At 29.2% G+C, this 18,382-nt stretch carries 17 protein-coding genes; 11 read left to right on the top strand and 6 right to left on the bottom strand.

The window, feature by feature from the left end:
- Window positions 1-66 precede the first annotated feature (66 nt).
- A complete protein-coding gene (gene clpX, locus BLU40_RS03410) occupies window positions 67-1,308 on the bottom strand; it encodes an ATP-dependent Clp protease ATP-binding subunit ClpX (protein ID WP_090119731.1) in 1,242 nt (413 codons plus the stop codon).
- 33 nt (window positions 1,309-1,341) lie between these two features.
- Window positions 1,342-2,001 (bottom strand): ATP-dependent Clp endopeptidase proteolytic subunit ClpP, encoded by a 660-nt coding sequence (gene clpP / locus BLU40_RS03415; protein WP_090119734.1) that lies wholly within the window; start codon window positions 1,999-2,001, stop codon window positions 1,342-1,344.
- Window positions 2,002-2,182: 181 nt separating this feature from the next.
- Between clpP and BLU40_RS03420 the strand changes: the two genes are divergently transcribed.
- The 5 genes from BLU40_RS03420 to BLU40_RS03440 all read left to right on the top strand — a co-directional run bounded on the left by BLU40_RS03420 (window position 2,183) and on the right by BLU40_RS03440 (window position 8,337).
- A complete protein-coding gene (locus BLU40_RS03420) occupies window positions 2,183-3,775 on the top strand; it encodes a M1 family metallopeptidase (RefSeq protein WP_090120350.1) in 1,593 nt (530 codons plus the stop codon).
- 36 nt (window positions 3,776-3,811) lie between these two features.
- Window positions 3,812-4,348 carry a hypothetical protein gene (locus BLU40_RS03425; RefSeq protein ID WP_090119737.1) on the top strand — a complete coding sequence of 179 codons (537 nt, stop codon included), beginning with the start codon at window positions 3,812-3,814 and terminating at the stop codon, window positions 4,346-4,348.
- A 149-nt stretch (window positions 4,349-4,497) separates the two neighbouring features.
- Window positions 4,498-5,829 (top strand): DEAD/DEAH box helicase, encoded by a 1,332-nt coding sequence (locus tag BLU40_RS03430; RefSeq protein WP_090119739.1) that lies wholly within the window; start codon window positions 4,498-4,500, stop codon window positions 5,827-5,829.
- A 66-nt stretch (window positions 5,830-5,895) separates the two neighbouring features.
- On the top strand, window positions 5,896-7,731 hold the full coding sequence (locus tag BLU40_RS03435) for a pyruvate kinase (RefSeq protein WP_090119741.1): 1,836 nt from the start codon (window positions 5,896-5,898) through the stop codon (window positions 7,729-7,731).
- 276 nt (window positions 7,732-8,007) lie between these two features.
- Window positions 8,008-8,337 carry a hypothetical protein gene (locus tag BLU40_RS03440; RefSeq protein ID WP_090119743.1) on the top strand — a complete coding sequence of 110 codons (330 nt, stop codon included), beginning with the start codon at window positions 8,008-8,010 and terminating at the stop codon, window positions 8,335-8,337.
- Between the two features lie 81 nt (window positions 8,338-8,418).
- On the opposite strand, the gene tig is transcribed toward BLU40_RS03440, so the two are convergent.
- The 4 genes from tig to BLU40_RS03460 all read right to left on the bottom strand — a co-directional run bounded on the left by tig (window position 8,419) and on the right by BLU40_RS03460 (window position 11,757).
- Window positions 8,419-9,741 carry a trigger factor gene (gene tig, locus BLU40_RS03445; protein WP_090119745.1) on the bottom strand — a complete coding sequence of 441 codons (1,323 nt, stop codon included), beginning with the start codon at window positions 9,739-9,741 and terminating at the stop codon, window positions 8,419-8,421.
- A gap of 93 nt (window positions 9,742-9,834) precedes the next feature.
- Window positions 9,835-10,188, bottom strand: coding sequence for a phage holin family protein (locus BLU40_RS03450; protein WP_090119747.1), 354 nt, complete (start codon window positions 10,186-10,188; stop codon window positions 9,835-9,837).
- A 56-nt stretch (window positions 10,189-10,244) separates the two neighbouring features.
- On the bottom strand, window positions 10,245-11,009 hold the full coding sequence (locus tag BLU40_RS03455; RefSeq protein ID WP_090119750.1) for an alpha/beta fold hydrolase: 765 nt from the start codon (window positions 11,007-11,009) through the stop codon (window positions 10,245-10,247).
- A gap of 16 nt (window positions 11,010-11,025) precedes the next feature.
- The gene (locus BLU40_RS03460) at window positions 11,026-11,757 is read right to left on the bottom strand and encodes a pyridoxine 5'-phosphate synthase (protein WP_090119752.1); all 732 of its coding nucleotides are present in this window, start codon (window positions 11,755-11,757) and stop codon (window positions 11,026-11,028) included.
- A 99-nt stretch (window positions 11,758-11,856) separates the two neighbouring features.
- On the opposite strand from BLU40_RS03460, the gene BLU40_RS03465 reads away from it, so the two are divergent.
- The 6 genes from BLU40_RS03465 (at window position 11,857) to BLU40_RS03490 (ending at window position 18,366) form a co-directional block, all read left to right on the top strand.
- Window positions 11,857-12,516 (top strand): CBS domain-containing protein, encoded by a 660-nt coding sequence (locus BLU40_RS03465; RefSeq protein WP_175454735.1) that lies wholly within the window; start codon window positions 11,857-11,859, stop codon window positions 12,514-12,516.
- 2 nt (window positions 12,517-12,518) lie between these two features.
- On the top strand, window positions 12,519-13,400 hold the full coding sequence (locus tag BLU40_RS03470) for an NAD kinase (protein ID WP_090119757.1): 882 nt from the start codon (window positions 12,519-12,521) through the stop codon (window positions 13,398-13,400).
- A gap of 113 nt (window positions 13,401-13,513) precedes the next feature.
- Window positions 13,514-14,194 (top strand): type IX secretion system protein PorG, encoded by a 681-nt coding sequence (porG, locus tag BLU40_RS03475; protein ID WP_090119759.1) that lies wholly within the window; start codon window positions 13,514-13,516, stop codon window positions 14,192-14,194.
- Complete coding sequence (locus BLU40_RS03480) at window positions 14,194-14,949, top strand: isoprenyl transferase (RefSeq protein ID WP_245729888.1); 756 nt, start codon at window positions 14,194-14,196, stop codon at window positions 14,947-14,949. The genes porG and BLU40_RS03480 overlap by 1 nt, the downstream gene beginning before the upstream one ends.
- The gene (gene bamA / locus BLU40_RS03485; protein WP_175454736.1) at window positions 14,942-17,479 is read left to right on the top strand and encodes an outer membrane protein assembly factor BamA; all 2,538 of its coding nucleotides are present in this window, start codon (window positions 14,942-14,944) and stop codon (window positions 17,477-17,479) included. The genes BLU40_RS03480 and bamA overlap by 8 nt, the downstream gene beginning before the upstream one ends.
- 65 nt (window positions 17,480-17,544) lie before the next feature.
- Window positions 17,545-18,366 carry an OmpH/Skp family outer membrane protein gene (locus BLU40_RS03490; protein ID WP_090119768.1) on the top strand — a complete coding sequence of 274 codons (822 nt, stop codon included), beginning with the start codon at window positions 17,545-17,547 and terminating at the stop codon, window positions 18,364-18,366.
- Window positions 18,367-18,382 lie beyond the last annotated feature (16 nt).

Consider the following 18,382-nt stretch of genomic DNA (forward strand, 5'->3'; position numbering starts at 1 on the left):
AATACAAAATTAAATAAAAAATCACCTATTAAAATAACAGGTGATTTTTTTATATTTTAAAACGAATTAAGAAACTGCTTTTAACTTTTTAAGCGTAGATTTATTAATCTTATCTTCAGCATATTTCTTGTTTATTTTTAGTAATTTTTCTTCTGAACTAGGCATTTCAAACATAGCATCAGTTAGTATTGCTTCACACAAAGAACGTAAACCACGAGCACCTAATTTGTACTCAACGGCTTTGTCTACAATATAACTTAAAGCACTTTCATTTATAGAAAAATCAATACCATCCATTTTAAATAGTTTTTGGTATTGTTTAATAATTGAATTTTTAGGCTCTGTTAAAATTGCTCTTAATGTATTAGCGTCTAACGGATTCATATGTGTTAAAACAGGTAAACGACCTATTATTTCTGGAATTAAACCAAACGATTTTAAATCGCTAGGAATAATATATTGTAATAAGTTTTCTTCGTCTACTTTATCAACTTTTATAGAAGCGCCGTAACCAACAGCTTGTCTGTTTAAACGTTTACTAATAACTCTATCTATACCAGAAAATGCACCTCCGGCAACAAATAAAATGTCTTTAGTATTTACTTCAATAAATTTTTGATCTGGGTGTTTTCTACCTCCTTTTGGTGGTACATTAACTGTAGAACCTTCTAATAGTTTTAATAAAGCCTGTTGCACACCTTCACCAGAAACATCTCTAGTAATCGAAGGGTTATCACCTTTACGTGCAATTTTATCTATTTCATCAATAAAAACAATTCCTCTTTCTGCTTTTGCAACATCATAATCCGCAGCTTGAAGTAAACGTGTTAAAATAGTTTCAACATCTTCACCAACATAACCAGCTTCGGTTAAAACAGTAGCATCAACAATACAAAAAGGAACATTTAACATTTTTGCAATTGTACGAGCAATTAAAGTTTTACCTGTACCAGTTTCACCAACTACAATTATATTACTTTTTTCAATTTCAATATCATCTTCTTCCTTTGTGTTAGGTTGAAGCAATCTTTTATAGTGGTTATATACGGCAACCGCCATTACACGTTTTGCATCTTCTTGCCCAATCATATATTGATCTAAAAAAGCCTTGATTTCCATAGGTTTTTTTACAATCAATTCCGATGCTAAAGAAGTATCGCTTTTTCCTGCAATTTCTTCAGCAACAATACCGTGAGCTTGTTCTATACATTTATCACAAATATGCGCATCTAAACCAGCAATTAATAAATCAGTTTCTGGTTTTTTTCTACCACAAAACGAGCATTCTAAAACTTCATCTTTTGCCATAATCTTATTATTCGTTTAAAATTTTAATGTTTATTATTTACGCATTAAAATTTCATCAATCATACCGTATTCTTTAGCTTCATTAGCCTTCATCCAATAATCTCTATCAGAATCAGCGTGTACTTTTTCCATAGTTTGACCAGAATGTTTAGAAATAATTTGGTATAATTCGTCTTTTAATTTTATAATTTCACGAGCCGTAATTTCAATATCACTAGCTTGTCCTTGTGCACCACCTAAAGGTTGGTGGATCATAATGCGAGAGTGTGGCAACGCAGAACGTTTTCCTTTTTCTCCTGCACACATTAAAACTGCCCCCATAGAAGCTGCCATACCTGTACAAATTGTAGCAACATCTGGCTTAATAAACTGCATAGTATCATACATTCCTAACCCAGCGTAAACACTTCCTCCAGGAGAATTAATGTAAATTGAAATATCTTTAGAGTTATCTACACTTTCTAAAAATAACAATTGAGCTTGTATTATGTTAGCTACATAATCGTCAATTGCTGTTCCTAAAAATATAATTCTGTCCATCATTAAACGCGAGAAAACATCCATTTGTGTAATGTTTAATTGGCGCTCTTCCATAATATATGGCGTTACGTTACTCACAATTTTATCATAGTACATACTGTTGATACCATGGTGTTGAGTCGCAAACTTTTTAAATTCTTTTCCGTAATCCATTTCTCAGGTTTTTTATTTTAATAAGAGTGTAAAGATAAGAAGTATAAACTAAAAATAAAGCTAATTATTATTTTGTATCAAATTAGCCTTGTTTTTTAGCGTAAACTTAAGTTTTGAGCGCTAAAACATATGTTTTGTTTGTATGAATTTGATTAAATTAGCGTTTAGAAACTTTTTTAGAATGAAATTTAAACTTTTTATAGCTCTTTTTATTGGTAGTATTTCAATACTTAAGGCTCAATATAACAATCCACAATACAAAATTATAGATGTAGAACATTACAAATTAACTTTAGAGGTTAACGATTCTACAAATGTAATTAATGCTAATATAAATGTGAATTTACAGTTTAAACAAGCAGCCAACGAATTCTATTTAGATTTGGTTGAACGTGATTCTGTATCTGGCAAAGGAATGAAGGTAGATTCCATTTATCAAAATAATGTAGAGGTAAATTTTAAACAATTAAATAATAAACTAATTATTTATCCAAAACATAATTTTCCAAATTTAACATACACCTATAAAATTAAGTATAAAGGAGAACCAAAAGATGGTTTGGTAATAAGTAAAAACTTACACGGAGATAGAACTTTTTTTGGAGATAACTGGCCAAATAGAGCTAAAAACTGGTTTCCATGTGTAGATCATCCATCAGATAAAGCTACGGTAGAATATATTATAAAAGCACCAAATCATTATCAAGCAATTGCAAATGGTTTTATGGTTGAAGAAACTAATATTTCTGAAAAAAGAAAGCAGTATTATTTTAAAACCGAAGTACCGCTACCAACTAAAGTAATGGTTGTTGGAATTGCTAAATTTGCTATTCAAAATATTGGTGAAGTTCAAAATGTACCAGTTTCTACTTGGGTGTATCCACAAACTAAAGAAAATGGTTTTCACGATTTTGAAATAGCTAAAAGCGTTCTTGATTTTTTTATTGAAAAAATTGGAGAGTATCCATATCAAAAATTAGCAAACGTGCAGTCTAAAACTCGTTTTGGAGGTATGGAAAATGCTGGTAATATATTTTATTTTGAAGAATCTGTAACAGGTAAACAAGAGCACGAAGACTTAATTGCTCACGAAATTGTACATCAGTGGTTTGGTAATTCGGCAACTGAAATAGATTGGTCTCATTTATGGTTAAGCGAAGGTTTTGCAACCTATTTAACCGATTTGTATATGTTAGAAAAGCATGGTGATGAAGTTTTTAAAACTAGATTGCGTAAAGAGAAATCTAAAGTATTAAGCTTTTATAAACAATCTAAAACTCCTGTTGTAGACGGAAAAACAAAAGACTTTATGAAGTTGCTAAACGCAAACTCCTACCAAAAAGGAGCTTGGGTTTTACATATGTTACGAGACAAAATTGGAAATGAATTATTTTGGCAAGGAATTAAAGAATATTATAATACTTATAAGTTTAAAAATGCTTCAACAAAAGATTTTAAACAGGTTATGGAGCAAGTTTCTGGCAAGAGTTTAGAGTTGTTTTTTAATCAATGGTTATTTAATGTTGGACACCCTATTTTAAAAACTGATTTTATTTATTTCAGAAAAAAATTAAGATTAACAGTAGAGCAGTTACAAGAAAAACCTTTTGAATTTCCGTTAGAAATAGCATTGTATTATAAGGATGGAAGTTCAGAAATAAAAACTATTGAAGTTCAAAATAAATCGTATGCTTACGAAATTGAAGCAAAAGGAGATGTTAAATACATTGAGTTGGACCCAAATACAAAACTTCTTTTTGAAGAAGAAAAGTAGAGAGGAGTTTTATTCAGGATATTATTAAAAAACACTATGAAAGATTTTTTAGAAAAGATAAAACTAATTGAATATTTTACTGTAGAATTAGAAATTCAGAAATTTGATTTTGTTTCAATATTAAAAAAACATGTAGACGAAGGAGATACTGGAATATTTTCAGATACTTTTGATATTTTTTCTTCAAGTAAAAATGAATATAAAGGACAAGTTGACTTCAATGGCTTTAAGATAAAAAGAAGAAAACGACTTTTTGATATGAATATGAATTTTGCAATTGCAAAAGGGAATTTCTCACAAAAAAATGAGAAACTAATTGTAGAAACTGAAGTAAATGGTTTTAGCAATATGATGATTCCTTTTTACATTATTGGAGTTGTGTTTTATACAATATTTATTGGAGCCTTTTTTATGGCTGATAATATTGAAGGAAATGGAGTAGGTTTTGCATTGCCTTTTATTTTAATACATGGAGCTTTTATGTTTGGTATTCCATATGTTTTTATGCGAAGAAGTGCTAAAAGAATGAAATACGAGTTAGAGCGTGAGTTTTATTATTTAATAAAAAAATAGTTTTAATTTTCTTGTTTTTATATCTTTTTAAGGTGAAATTGAATGTTTACCTTCAGAAAATGAAGAAATAAAAGATATGAAGGCATTATAATAGGTTGAAAATTTTTGAACTGTAATAATAGTTTATATTTGCAAAAAACTACAAGCAAATGAAATTTTCTGATTTAAATTTAAACCGTTTTTTACTAGATGCTTTAAATGAAATGGGTGTTGAAACTCCAACTCCAATTCAACAACAAGCTTTTAATGTAATTATGAGTAGTAAAGATATGGTTGGAATTGCCCAAACGGGTACAGGAAAAACATATGCATATTTATTGCCAATTTTACGCCAATTAACTTTTTCTGAACAAAAACACCCACGTGTTTTAATTGTTGTTCCTACAAGAGAATTAGTGGTGCAAGTAATAAAAGAAATTGAAAACTTAACGCCATATATTAATGTGCGGTTTACGGGTGTATACGGTGGTACAAATTTGAATAAACAAAAACAAACGGTATATGCTGGTCAAGATATTTTAGTTGCTACACCAGGTAGATTGTTAGATCTAGCTTTAGATGGAATTTTAAAATTAAAGTTTATTCAAAAATTAGTAATTGATGAGGTGGATGAAATGATGAATTTAGGCTTTAGATCCCAATTAATTACATTGCTAGATTTATTGCCAAAAAAACGTCAGAATATTTTGTTTTCAGCAACATTAACAAGTGAAGTTAATGGCTTGTTGGACGACTTTTTTAAATCGCCAGTAAAAATTGAAGTAGCGAGTAGTGGTAGTCCTTTGGATACAATTAAACAACTAGCTTACCCTGTTCCAAATTTTTATACAAAGGTTAATTTTTTAGTTAATTTATTACAAGATAAAGATACTTTTATTAAGGTATTGGTGTTTGTAAAAAATAAAAAGTGGGCTAATATTTTATTTGAAGAATTAGAAGAAACATTACCTAGTATTTCGAATGTTATTCACTCTAATAAAACTCAAAATTATAGATTACGTTCTGTAAAAAACTTTGAAAAAGGGAAATTTAGTGTACTTATAGCAACTGATATTATTGCACGAGGTTTGGATTTAACTGATGTAACCCACGTAATTAATTTTGATGTACCTATAGAGCCAGAAAATTATATTCATAGAATTGGTAGAACTGGTAGAGCAGAGCAAGAAGGAACTGCAATTTCGTTTTTTAATGAAACAGAAGCAGAATATTTAGGAGAAATTGAATTGTTAATGAACAAAGAAATAGATGTAGATGATATGCCAGATACTATTGAAATTTCTTCGAGAATGATAGATGAAGAAATGCCTAAAGTAGAACCAGAAAAAACACATTCTAGAAAATCTAGCGATGAACCAAGCGGACCTGCTTTTCACGAGAAAAAGGAAAAAAATAGAAAGAAAAACTTAGGAGGTTCTTATCGTAGAGAAATTGCCAAAAAATATAAAAAGCCTAAAACTAGAGGGCAAAAAAGAAAGTAATAGCTTCACTTATTTTTATTCATTTTAAGTTTTAATTGTCGTAACTTTATCAGTTAAATTACGACTATGCTATTTCCCAAAGATAAACTACTAGAAATTCACAATTATATAGATTTAGTACTTGCAAAACTGCAAGAGTATGAGGTTCGGTATAAAACACAAATAGAAAGTGTTCACCCTAATTACGCTAAAAGCGCAAAAAATCTAATTCATTATTTAGCTTTACGAAGTTTTAATGTAGATGAGTTTCAAAGTAAACTATCTGAAATTGGCTTTCCAAATTCTGGAGGTTCGGAATTAAGTATTCTTCACAATTTATTAAATTTTAGAACCATTGTAAATAGTTTATTAAAAATTGAAGAGTTAGAAGTTGTAGACGAGTTGTTTTTAACCAATAAAGAAGCAAAAAAACTGCTAAAAGTTAATTCGAAAGCATTATTTGGCCCTAAAAAAAATAATAGAAAAACAAGTATATTGGTTACACAACCAACAATTGCGGCTTCAGATAAAAATTTTACAACATCTTTATTAAAATTAGGAATGAATTGTGCACGTGTAAATTGTGCGCACGATGATGAGGAAATTTGGAAACAAATTATAACTAATATTAAAGAGGAGGAAGATACTTGTAAAATAATGATGGATTTAGGTGGTCCAAAATTACGTACCGGTAAAATGAAACCTGGCCATAAAGTTGTTCGTATAAAACCACAGCGTAATACATTGGGGCAGGTTACTGTACCAGCAAAAATTTGGTTAGCTCCTTATGGTAAATTACCGCCAGAAGGTGAAGTAGCAGATGTAATTATACCTGTTAATAAAAAATGGTTGAAAAAAACAGATGAAAAATCGTTCATCTTGTTTAAAGATTCGAGAGATAAAAAATGTAGAATAAATATTGATGCTGTTGAAGGTAATGGACGTTGGGCTTCTTGTTCAGATTCTGCTTTTGTAACCACAGGAACGCTATTAAATGTGTTTTTAGAAAAAAAAGCTTCTTCAGAAATTCATAGTGTACACGAACTATTGCCTTTAGAAGAGGTTATATTTTTGTATGAAGGAGATTTATTACGATTAGATAAAGAGCCTATTTTAGGCGAGCCAACAATATATAATGAAGATGGTACTGTAAAAGAAATTGCACACGTATCTTGTACGTTGCCAGAGATTTTCAATAATTTAGAAGTAAATGAATTAATTTATTTTGATGATGGTAAAATAGAAGGTGTTGTAAAGGAAATAGATTCGGAATATTTAATTATTGAAATTACTAGCACCAAAAAGAATGGTGGAAAATTAAAAGCTGATAAAGGAATTAACCTACCAAATAGTAAGTTAAAAGTTAGTGGTTTAACAGCTAAAGATAAATTAGATCTTGAGTTTGTTGCTGAATATGCAGATACTGTAAATTTTTCGTTTGTAAATAATAAGCAAGATGTAGAAGATTTACTAACTGAATTTAAACGATTAAACGCTAATTTGGGTATAATACTAAAAATTGAAACCAAAGAGTCTTTCAAAAATTTACCAAGTATACTTTTAAAGGCTATGGAAAATTATCCTGTTGGAGTTATGATTGCTCGTGGTGATTTAGCTATTGAAACTGGTTGGAAAAACTTTGCAATTATTCAAGAAGAAATACTGCAATTGTGTGAAGCTGCTCATTTACCTGATATATGGGCAACACAAGTTTTAGAAAATTTAGCCAAAAAAGGAATTCCAACAAGAGCTGAAATTACGGATGCTGCAATGGCACAACGTGCAGAATGTGTAATGTTAAACAAAGGACCTTATATTGAAAAGGCAGTTAAAATGCTGGATAAAATTTTGCGTAAAATGGAGAAAATTCAAAAGAAAAAAAGAACAATTTTACCAAAATTAGAGTATAACGAAAACTTGTAGTAAACATTAAGCTAATAAGTCAATTTTGTCTTTTATTGAGTAATTATTTATCGAATTGATGTTTGTGTTGTAAGAAATTGAATCGATGTAGTATTTGTTATAGTAAATTATATATAATTAACAGAAATTAATTGGTTTCTACGTATTTAAATGTTTTGTTAGCTACTGCAAAATATGCTGGTAACTTAACATTAGTCTTTCTATTTGTTAATCTTTTTTTGTGAAAAATAGTTGTGTGTTACCCTACATTTGGAGTATAACAAAAACAAAAAAATCATGAAAAAATTATCTATTTTATTTATTGCTTTATTTAGTGGTTTTGTAATGACTGCTAATTCGCCAAAAACAAATTACTCTAACCAAGTAAGAGCAAAAATTGTAAAATTATTAGAAAGTGCTCCTTTTAGAGTGTCTGCAGATGTAAATGCAGAAGTAGAGTTTTTAATAACTAAAAAAGGAGAAATAGTTGTTATTAATGTAAGCTCAAAAAATGCGTTGGTTGAAGATTATGTAAAATCTAAATTGAATTACCAAAAAGTATTTGTATCAACTAACTACAGGTCTCAATTTTTTAAAATGCCATTAAAAATTGTAAAAAAGGCTTAAAACCTTTTAAGTTGTAAATTGTTTCAATAAAAAAAAAGCCTTCACATTTTGTGAAGGCTTTTTAATAATATATAAGTTATACTATTTGTAAACTTCTTTTACAAAGTTTTCATAGTTTACTTCTTTTACTTTAAAAGTAATGTTCTCTTTATAGAAGTCTAATAATTTTTTGCTTACTAATTGCTCTTGTAAACGTTTAGCTTCTTCTTGGTTGCTTAATACACGTTGTACAATATCATCCAATTCTTTTTCTTCAGGATTTAATTGTCCGTATTGAGCCATTTGAGCTTTTACAAAACCTTTAGTAAAGTCTTTTAACTCATCGAAGTTAATTTGAAGTTCGTTGTCTTTTAAAACTTTTCCTTCAATTAATTGGTAACGTAAACCTTTTTCAGATTTCTCGTACTCTTCGTTAGCTTGCTCAGGAGTTAATGGATTTTCACCAGCAGTTGCTATCCATTTTTTTAAGAAGTCAGCAGGTAAATCAAACTTAGTGTTTTCAACCAAATACTCAGTTACTGCGTTTAATAATTGTTGGTCTGCTTGTGCTAAAAATTGTTTTTCAGCATCTTCTTTAATTTTTGCTTTTAACTCTTCAAGAGATTTTACAACGTCAGCACCAAATATTTTATCAAATAATTCTTGATTAATTTCAGCTAACTCAGTTACGTTAATTTCTTCAATTGTAAAAGTTAAAGGAATTTCTAACCCGTGAATTTCATCGTGAGTTAAACCTAATGCAGCCATTAATTTATGGTCGTCATCAAATAAACCTTTAGATTTTAATTCAATAACATCACCTACTTTTTTACCTACAAATTTCTTTAGGTTTACTTTACCTTTAATAGTGTTAAGTTCAATAGTAGTTTTGTTTTCAATTGCTTTTTCTTCGTTTGTAAAAGTACCAGCAACAGTAAAACCTTCTTCAACAACTTCTTGAGGAACTAATTTTCCAAAACGTTTTTGTAAGTTTTCAACTTCTTTATCTAATAATTCATCATCAGCAACAATATTGTACTGAGTAATTTTTTTCTTAGCTTTTAAGTCAACATCAAATTCAGGAGCTAATCCTAATTCGAACTCAAAAGAGAAATCTTCTGTGTCCCAGTTAAAATCTTCTTGCATTTTTGGAAGAGGATTTCCTAAGATGTCTAATTTTTCTTCAGTTAAAAAATTGTTTAATGATTCTTGTAATAATTTATTTACTTCATCAATCATTATAGATTTTCCGTATTGCTTTTTAATCATTCCAGCAGGTACATGACCTTTTCTAAAACCTGGAACATCAGCTTTTTTACGGTAATCTTGTAAGATTCCTTCTACTTTTTCTTGGTAATCTGCAGCTGAAATTTCAACCTTCACTACTGCGTTTAACGCATCAATATTTTCTTTAGTAATATTCATTTTGTGCTGTTTTAGCTTAAATCATTCAAAAATTGGGTGCAAAAGTACTATTTTTTATGCACGAGAACAAATATTTAATTCGTTCAAATTCAACTATTTTTCTTTCTTTTCTTTTAATAATGAGTATAATATAGATTGGAACAAGGATAAAAGCAAACTAAATAGTAGAGCTATCCAAAAGCCAGATACTGCAAAACCGGCTACAAAATAGTCTGCAAGCAAAATTATTACTGCATTAATTACCAATAAAAATAAGCCAAGAGTTACAATAGTGGCTGGTAGTGTAAAAAATATAAGTAGTGGTTTTACAGTAACTCTTAAAATACCTAAAACTAAGGCTACTATAATTGCACTTGTATATCCGTTTGTAAGTGTTACTCCAGGTAAAAATGTAGCTAAAACAACTACAGCTAATGCGGTAAGTAATATTTTTAAAATAAATTTCATTGTTTAATTTTTATAATTATGGTTTAAAGTTAACTATAATTATGCCAATTAACTTTTTATGCCAAAAATGTAATTACCTCATTAAAAAACTGTGTAGCATTCTCTGCATGAAGCCAATGACCTGCATTTTTGACAGTTATTATATTAGAATTTGGAAAGTGGGCTTCAATTAAACCGTGTTCGTTTTCAGTTATATAATTAGAGTTTTCTCCTCTTAAAAATAAAGTTTCACCTTCAAAAAATGTAAAAGAAGGTAATGCCTCACCAACTTCTGGATTATTTATGGTTAAACTTTGAAGGTTGAACCTGTATGCTAATTCGGTTTTAGTTTTTCGGTATACGTTTTTTAGTAGGAATTGAAGTATTCCAGGCTCTTTAATATCCATTTGCAAAACTTCTTCTATTTTTTTTCTAGTATTGTGTATGGAAAAATTAACAGAGTTTAAGGCAGCTAAAATAGTTTCGTGATGTGGTTTGTAATATTTGGGGCTAATATCTGCAACAATTAATTTGTGCATTAATTCTGGATAGGTAACAGCAAATAACATGGCTACTTTACCACCCATAGAATGGCCAATAATATTTATGGTTTTTAAGTTGTGGTGTTGAATGTAGCTGTGTAAATCTTCAACCAATAATTCGTAATCAAACTCATCGGCATGAAAACTACGCCCGTGGTTACGTTGGTCAATTAAGTGTACTTCAAAATTACTGGAAAACTTATTTCCTAGAGTTTTCCAATTGTCGCTCATTCCAAAATAACCGTGTAAAATTAATAATGGTTCTCCTTTACCTATAATGGTTGAGTGTAAAATTTGCATTTATTTTGTGTTGAAATTATTTTTTAGAATTACCAACTTTTAATTTATGCTTGTACATATTAACTACGTTTTCTAAACCTAAGTAAAGAGATTCAGCAATTAATGCATGTCCAATAGAAACCTCCAATAAATTTGGAATGTTTTCAGTAAAATACTGAATATTATCTAAGCTTAAATCGTGACCTGCATTTATACCTAAACCTAATTCGGTAGCTAAAACAGCACTTTGAGTATAAGGTTTAACACCTTCAAAGTTTCCTTTTGCATATTGCGTGGCAAAATCTTCAGTATATAATTCTATTCTATCTGCACCAGTAGTCGCAGCAGCTTCAATAAGCTTACTGTTGGTGTCAATAAATACAGATGTTCTAATTCCGTTAGCTTTAAATTCAGCAATTACTTCCTTTAAAAAGTCTTGATTTTTAATAGTATCCCACCCAGCATTTGAGGTAACAGCATCTACAGCATCTGGTACCAAAGTTACTTGTGTTGGTTTTGTTGCCAATACTAAGTCTATAAATTTAGGAATAGGGTTTCCTTCAATGTTAAATTCTGTAGTTACTATTTTTTTTAAATCGTACGCATCTTTATATCTAATATGTCTTTCATCTGGTCTTGGGTGAATAGTAATTCCTTCAGCACCAAATGATTCTATATCGGTAGAAACTTTTACAACATTTGGAAAGTCTGCACCTCTAGAATTTCTTAATGTAGCAATTTTGTTTACGTTTACGCTTAATTTTGTCATTATTAAAGTAGGTTTTATTTAAAACGAGCGACAAATTTACAAACTAAGAATATGTTTTTGGTTTTATTTTTAATTAATTTGCAGTATAATAATAAAGTAATGGATATAACCCCATACATTTTAAAAGATTTTAAACCGTTTACACTTCATTCTACAATTGAAGAAGTTAAAGAGTTTTTTAATACTACAACATTTAATCATTTTCCAATTGTTGAAAAAGATAAATTGGTTGGGCTAATTTCAGAAACCGAAATTCAAGGTTTAAATGAAGAAGAAAAAGAAATAGGTTACTATCAATATTTATTCGAGTTTTTTTCTGTTGAAGAAGAAGCTAATATTTTAGATGTGCTAAAGGAGTTTGCTTCGAACCAAACTACGATAATGCCAGTTTTAAATTTAAAAAATAACTACATTGGTTATTACGATGTAATTGACGTGTTGCATACTTATAACGAAACGCCATTTTTTAATTCGAATGGAGCTGTTTTATTATTAGAAAAGGAACTAAGAGATTATTCAATTAGCGAAGTATCTCAAATAATAGAATCAAATAATGGTAAAGTTTTAGGTGTTTTTGTTTCTGAAACTTCAGCAACATCAGTTAAAATAATGGTAAAATTTGATTCTCAAAATATTAATGAAATTATCCAATCTTTTAGAAGGTACGAGTATCAGGTTTTATCTAACCATAAAGACGATTCCTTTTTAGAAGATTTAAAAGATAGGTCTAATTATCTTCAAAAATATTTAAATATTTAACTATGAAAGTTGCCATTTACGGTCAGTATTATAAAACCGAGGATAAACAATATATAGAAGAATTATTTACAATTTTACAAACTAAAGATGTAAGTTTTTTAATTGAAGAAAACTATTATAATGGTTTAAAGGAGGAAGTTAATGTTGCAACTATAGAAACGTATTCTTGTTACGAAGAGTTAAATGATTCTTTCGATTTTATGTTTACAATTGGAGGTGATGGTACAATTTTAAGAGCTGTAACATATATTAGAGATCATAATATTCCAGTAGTTGGAATAAATACCGGTAGACTGGGTTTTTTAGCAACAGTTCAAAAAGACGAAATTTTAAGCGCTGTTGAATTACTGGTAAGTGGAAACTTTAAATTAAAACATAGGTCGTTACTAAGTGTAACAACATCGCCAGAAATGGATGGTTTGCAGCCCTTTAATTTTGCATTAAATGAAGTTTCAGTAAATAGAAGAAATACAGCTTCTATGATTACCATAAAAACGTATTTAGATGATGAGTATTTAACATCATATTGGGCAGATGGTTTAATAATTGCAACACCAACCGGTTCTACAGGTTATTCTTTAAGTTGTGGAGGGCCTATTATAACACCTTCTGCAAAAAACTTTGCGTTAACGCCAATTGCACCGCATAACTTAAGTGCAAGGCCAATGGTAATTCCAGATGAAACAAAGCTTAAATTTACTGTTAGCGGTAGAGAAGATGAGTTTTTCTTGTCGTTAGATTCTCGTATAACTACCATAAATAGTACTACACAAGTTTTTGTTGAAAAAGCAAATTTTAGCCTTAAAATGGTTCAAATTAAAAAACAAACATTTTTAAAAACACTACGTGAAAAACTACTTTGGGGGCAAGATACACGTAATTAACAATTAGTTGAATTGGTTACAATAAATTGGTAATTAATCAGTTTATCAAAAAAGACTTTGTTTAACTTCAAAAAGCAAATAGAATTAATTATATTTGCTGGCTATTTTTATTTATGAAAAGGTTAATTATATTATTTACATTTATCTGTGTAACAATTACTTCTAAAGCTCAAATTAACGAATTTGGGATTATGATTGGTGGTAGTAATTATATTGGAGATATAGGTTCTGAAACTTATATTAAACCAAATAATATTATGGCAGGGGTAATTTATAAGTGGAATATGAATCCAAGAGTTGCATTTAGAGGTACTTTTACGTATGCTAAAATTTCTGATGATGATGCAGACTCTAATAATATTGCCAGAAATTTAAGAGGAATACAATTTAAAAACTCAATTAAAGAGTTGGCTGTTGGTATGGAGTTTAACTTTTTTGAATATAATATTGACGATTATAGACACACACAAACACCTTATTTATTGTTTGAGTTAGCAGCTTTTAATTACGAAGTTATAGAAAGTGAATCTTCACCAGGAAATTACAACTACGCCAACAAAACATCATTTGCAATACCTTTTGGAGTAGGTTACAAAACCAAACTTATTCACGATTTTGCTATTGCTTTTGAAGTAAGAGCTAGATATACATTTAAAGACGATATAGATTATAACAATACTAAAATACCTGCATTAAATTTTGGAAACCCTAACAGTAACGACTGGTATATGTTTTCAGGAGTATCGTTAGTTTATACTTTTGGTAGACCACCATGTTACGCAACACCTTATTAATGACAAAGATTAAAGATAGAATAGACAAAACAAAATTGCCAAAGCATGTTGCTATTATTATGGATGGTAATGGGCGTTGGGCTAAGCAAAAAGGAAAACCACGTGTTTTTGGACATAAAAACGGAGTAAAATCTGTTAGAGATTCTATCGAGGGGTGTGCTGAATTGGGTATTGAGTGTTTAACACTATATGCTTTTTCTACAGAAAATTGGAATAGACCTAAATTAGAAGTAAAAACTTTAATGGCTTTATTGGTTAGTTCTTTAAAAAAAGAATTAGCACATCTTCAAAAAAACAACATTCAATTAAAAACAATTGGAAATGTAAATTTATTGCCAGAAAAAGCCCGAAAAGAGCTTTTTGATGTTGTAATTAAAACAGAAAAAAATACAGGATTAACATTAACTCTTGCTCTTAGTTATGGTTCTAGAGAAGAAATTGTTAATGCAATCAAAAATATATCAGAAAAAGTTGTTAATAATAGCTTAAAATGTGAAGAAATAGATGAAAAAATTATAAATAATCATTTATATACATTTTCTTTGCCTGACGTTGATTTAATGATTCGTACAAGTGGCGAACAAAGAATCAGCAATTTTTTATTATGGCAAATGGCTTATGCCGAATTGTACTTTACAGATACACTTTGGCCAGATTTTGATAAAGATAGCCTTTTTAGTGCCATTATTAATTATCAACAAAGAGAAAGACGATTTGGAAAAACCAGCGAACAAATTGAAAAAATCAATGAATAAATTTAAAATAGCTCTTATACTTTTTGCTTTTAGCCTTGCTAATATTTATGCTCAAGAAGTTAAAACTGATTCAATTCAGGTTAAAGAAAAAATAGTAGTAAAAGATTCCATAAAATCTATGCAAACGGCTTCGTTTGTTAAAGAAAAATCTTACGAGCTTGGTGGAATCACTGTTAAAGGGCTGGTAAAGTTCGAAGAACAAACAGTTAAAGTTTATACAGGGTTAAAAGTTGGTATGCAAATTAAATTGCCAGGTGATAAGCTTACAAGTTCTATTAAAAAACTATACGAAACAAAGCAATTTAGTAATGTAGATGTTTATGTTATAAATGTAGATGGAGATGTTGCTTATTTAGAATTTGAAGTAAAAGAACTTCCTCAATTAAATATAGTTTCAATTCAAGGAGTTAAAAAAAATAAAGCAAAAGAACTTCAAAAAGACGCAGAGCTTAAAAAAGGAGCAATGTTAACAGATAACTTGCTAATTACTTCAAAAAACTATTTCAAAAAGAAATACCAAGAAAAAGGATTTTTAAACACAAAAGTATTGGTAGATACCAAGTTAGATTCATCAGAAGTTAATGCGGTGAATATGTTGGTTAGAATTGATAAAGGAGATAAAGTTAAAATTAAATCTATCAATTTTGAAGGTAATGAAAAATTACACTCAAAAAGATTAAGAAAAAAGATGAAAAATACTAAGCAAAAAATGCTTGGTAGATTTTGGAAAGGGTCTAAATATATAGAAAAAGATTTTGAAGAAGATTTAGAAAGTTTAATCACTTTTTATAGTGAAAACGGTTATAGAGATGCCCGTATCTTAGATCATAAAGTAACTACTAATGAAGATAATTCTTTAAGCTTAGATATTAAAGTTGAAGAAGGTAAAAAATACTTGTTCGGAGATATTAAATTTTTAGGAAACAGTAAATATACCGATGCTCAATTACAACGTATTTTACGTATTGAAAAAGGGGATACATATAATGGTAAAGTATTAAAAGAAAGAGTAACAGGTGATGGAACTCCAGATTCTGAAGATATTTCAACCGTGTACCAAAATAACGGTTATTTATTTTCTAGAGTTTTACCAGTTGAAACACGTGTAAATAAAGATTCTATTGATGTAGAAATTAGAATTTTTGAAGACGAACCTACAAGGATTAGAAAAGTAAGCGTTAACGGTAACGATAGAACTAATGACCACGTTGTTTATAGAGAAATTAAAACAAGACCAGGTTACTTATATAGTAAGCAAGATATTATTAGAACCATTCGTGAAATTGGTCAGTTAGGATATTTTGATGCTGAAGCAGTTTCACCAGATTTACAACCAAATTATCAAGATAAAACAGTTGATATTGATTATACTGTTGCCGAAAAAGGTTCTAGTCAAATAGAATTGCAGGGTGGTTACGGTGGTGGATCATTTATTGGTACTGTTGGTTTGTCTTTTAATAACTTTTCAATTAGAAATTTATTCAATAAAAAAGCATACAAACCATTACCAATGGGTGATGGACAAACACTTTCTTTACGTTACCAAAAAAGTAGATATTATTCTACTTCTAGTTTTTCATTTACAGAGCCTTGGTTAGGTGGTAAAAAACCGAGATCATTCTCATTCTCTGTTTATAATTCTACACAATATAGATATGATTACTTAACTAATGGAGTAGATAAAGATCAACGTATTAATATTGTAGGTGCTTCTATAGGGTTAGGGGAAAGATTAAAATGGCCAGATAACTACTTTACATTGTCACAAAGTATTAGTTATAAATTATACGATTTAAAAGATTACCCAATTTCAACTTTTACGTTTTCAGACGGTAAATCTCACAACTTGGCATACAATATTTCATTTTCAAGAAATTCATCTGGACCAAATCCAATATTTCCACGATCAGGATCTGAGTTTAGTATTGGTGGTAAGTTAACAATCCCTTACTCTTTATTAAATGATAAAGATTACTCAACTTTAGATGATGATGAAAAGTACAAATGGTTAGAGTATTACAAAGCAAGTTTTAAAGGTAAATGGTATACACCATTAACAAGTGATGTGGTGTTAATGACAAATGCGGAATTTGGATATTTAGGTTTTTATAACGATGAGTTAAGTGATACACCTTTTGAAAGATACTATGTAGGTGGTGATGGTATGGCAAACTATCAATTAGATGGTAGAGAAACTATTAGATTAAGAGGTTATGAAAACGGAGCTTTATCTAATGTTTATGGTGGTAAAGTGTTTAATAAATTCGAAATGGAAGTTAGATACCCAATTACATTAAAACCTTCAGCATCTATTTATGCATTAGGATTTTTAGAAGCAGGTAACTCTTATGATGGTTTTGATGAATATAACCCATTTGAATTAAAAAGATCAGCAGGTTTAGGTTTAAGAATATTTATGCCAGCCTTTGGTTTATTAGGTATAGATTTTGCTCACGGGTTTGATGCAGTGCCTGGAACTACAGAAAAATCTGGTTGGCAAACACATTTCTATATAGGGCAACAATTTTGATGGAAATGAGTTATATTTGTAAACAAAAATAAATTGGCACGATTTTTTCTAAATAAATAATAGTCATGACAAAGAAAGTTCTTTTAATTACAATAGTTTTAATATTGGGGTTTGCAGTTAACGCACAAAAGGCTCAAAGAATCGGTTATATTGATATGGATTATATTTTAGAAAATATTCCAGAGTATACCGAGGCTCAAGCTAAAATTAATGCAAAAGGTATTACTTGGCAAAGCAATATTGAAAAACAACAAAAAGAAATTGATGGTTTAATTGCTGAGCTAGAAAATGAAAAAGCGTTGTTAACAAAAGATTTAATTGCCGAAAAAGAAGAAGATATTCAGATTAAAGAATTAGAATTAAAAAAATTACAATCTGCATACTTTGGAACAAAAGGAGATATTTATTTTTTGAGACAACAATTAGTTCAGCCAATACAAGATTTAGTTTTTAATGCAGTACAAGATATTGCAAAAAAAAGAAAATACGATTTTGTTTTAGATAAGTCAAGCGATTTAATAATGCTTTATACTAATAAATCTTTTGATATTAGCGATTTGGTAATTAATAGTATTACTAGAGCTAAAAAAACAAATGAAATTAAAAGTAAACAAGATAAAAGAAAAGCAGATATTGAAGCCAAAAAGAATAAGGTTGTAGTTCCAAATGAGGCTTTACAGAAAAAAGTTTCAGATAGAGAAGCGAAACAATTAGAGTTGAAGAAAAAAATTGAAGAGAAAAAAGCAGCTCAAATTAAAAAACGTGAAGAACTTAAAAAAGCAATAGAAGCTAAAAGATTAAAACGTATAAAAGAGATTGAAGATGCTAAAGCTGCAAAGCTTAAAAGAGCTCAGGAAATAGAAGAACAAAAAAAGGAAGAACAATAATTAATTTAAATAACTA

It is taken from the genome of Lutibacter oricola (genome assembly GCF_900106565.1).
In the GTDB taxonomy this organism is placed as follows: domain Bacteria; phylum Bacteroidota; class Bacteroidia; order Flavobacteriales; family Flavobacteriaceae; genus Lutibacter; species Lutibacter oricola.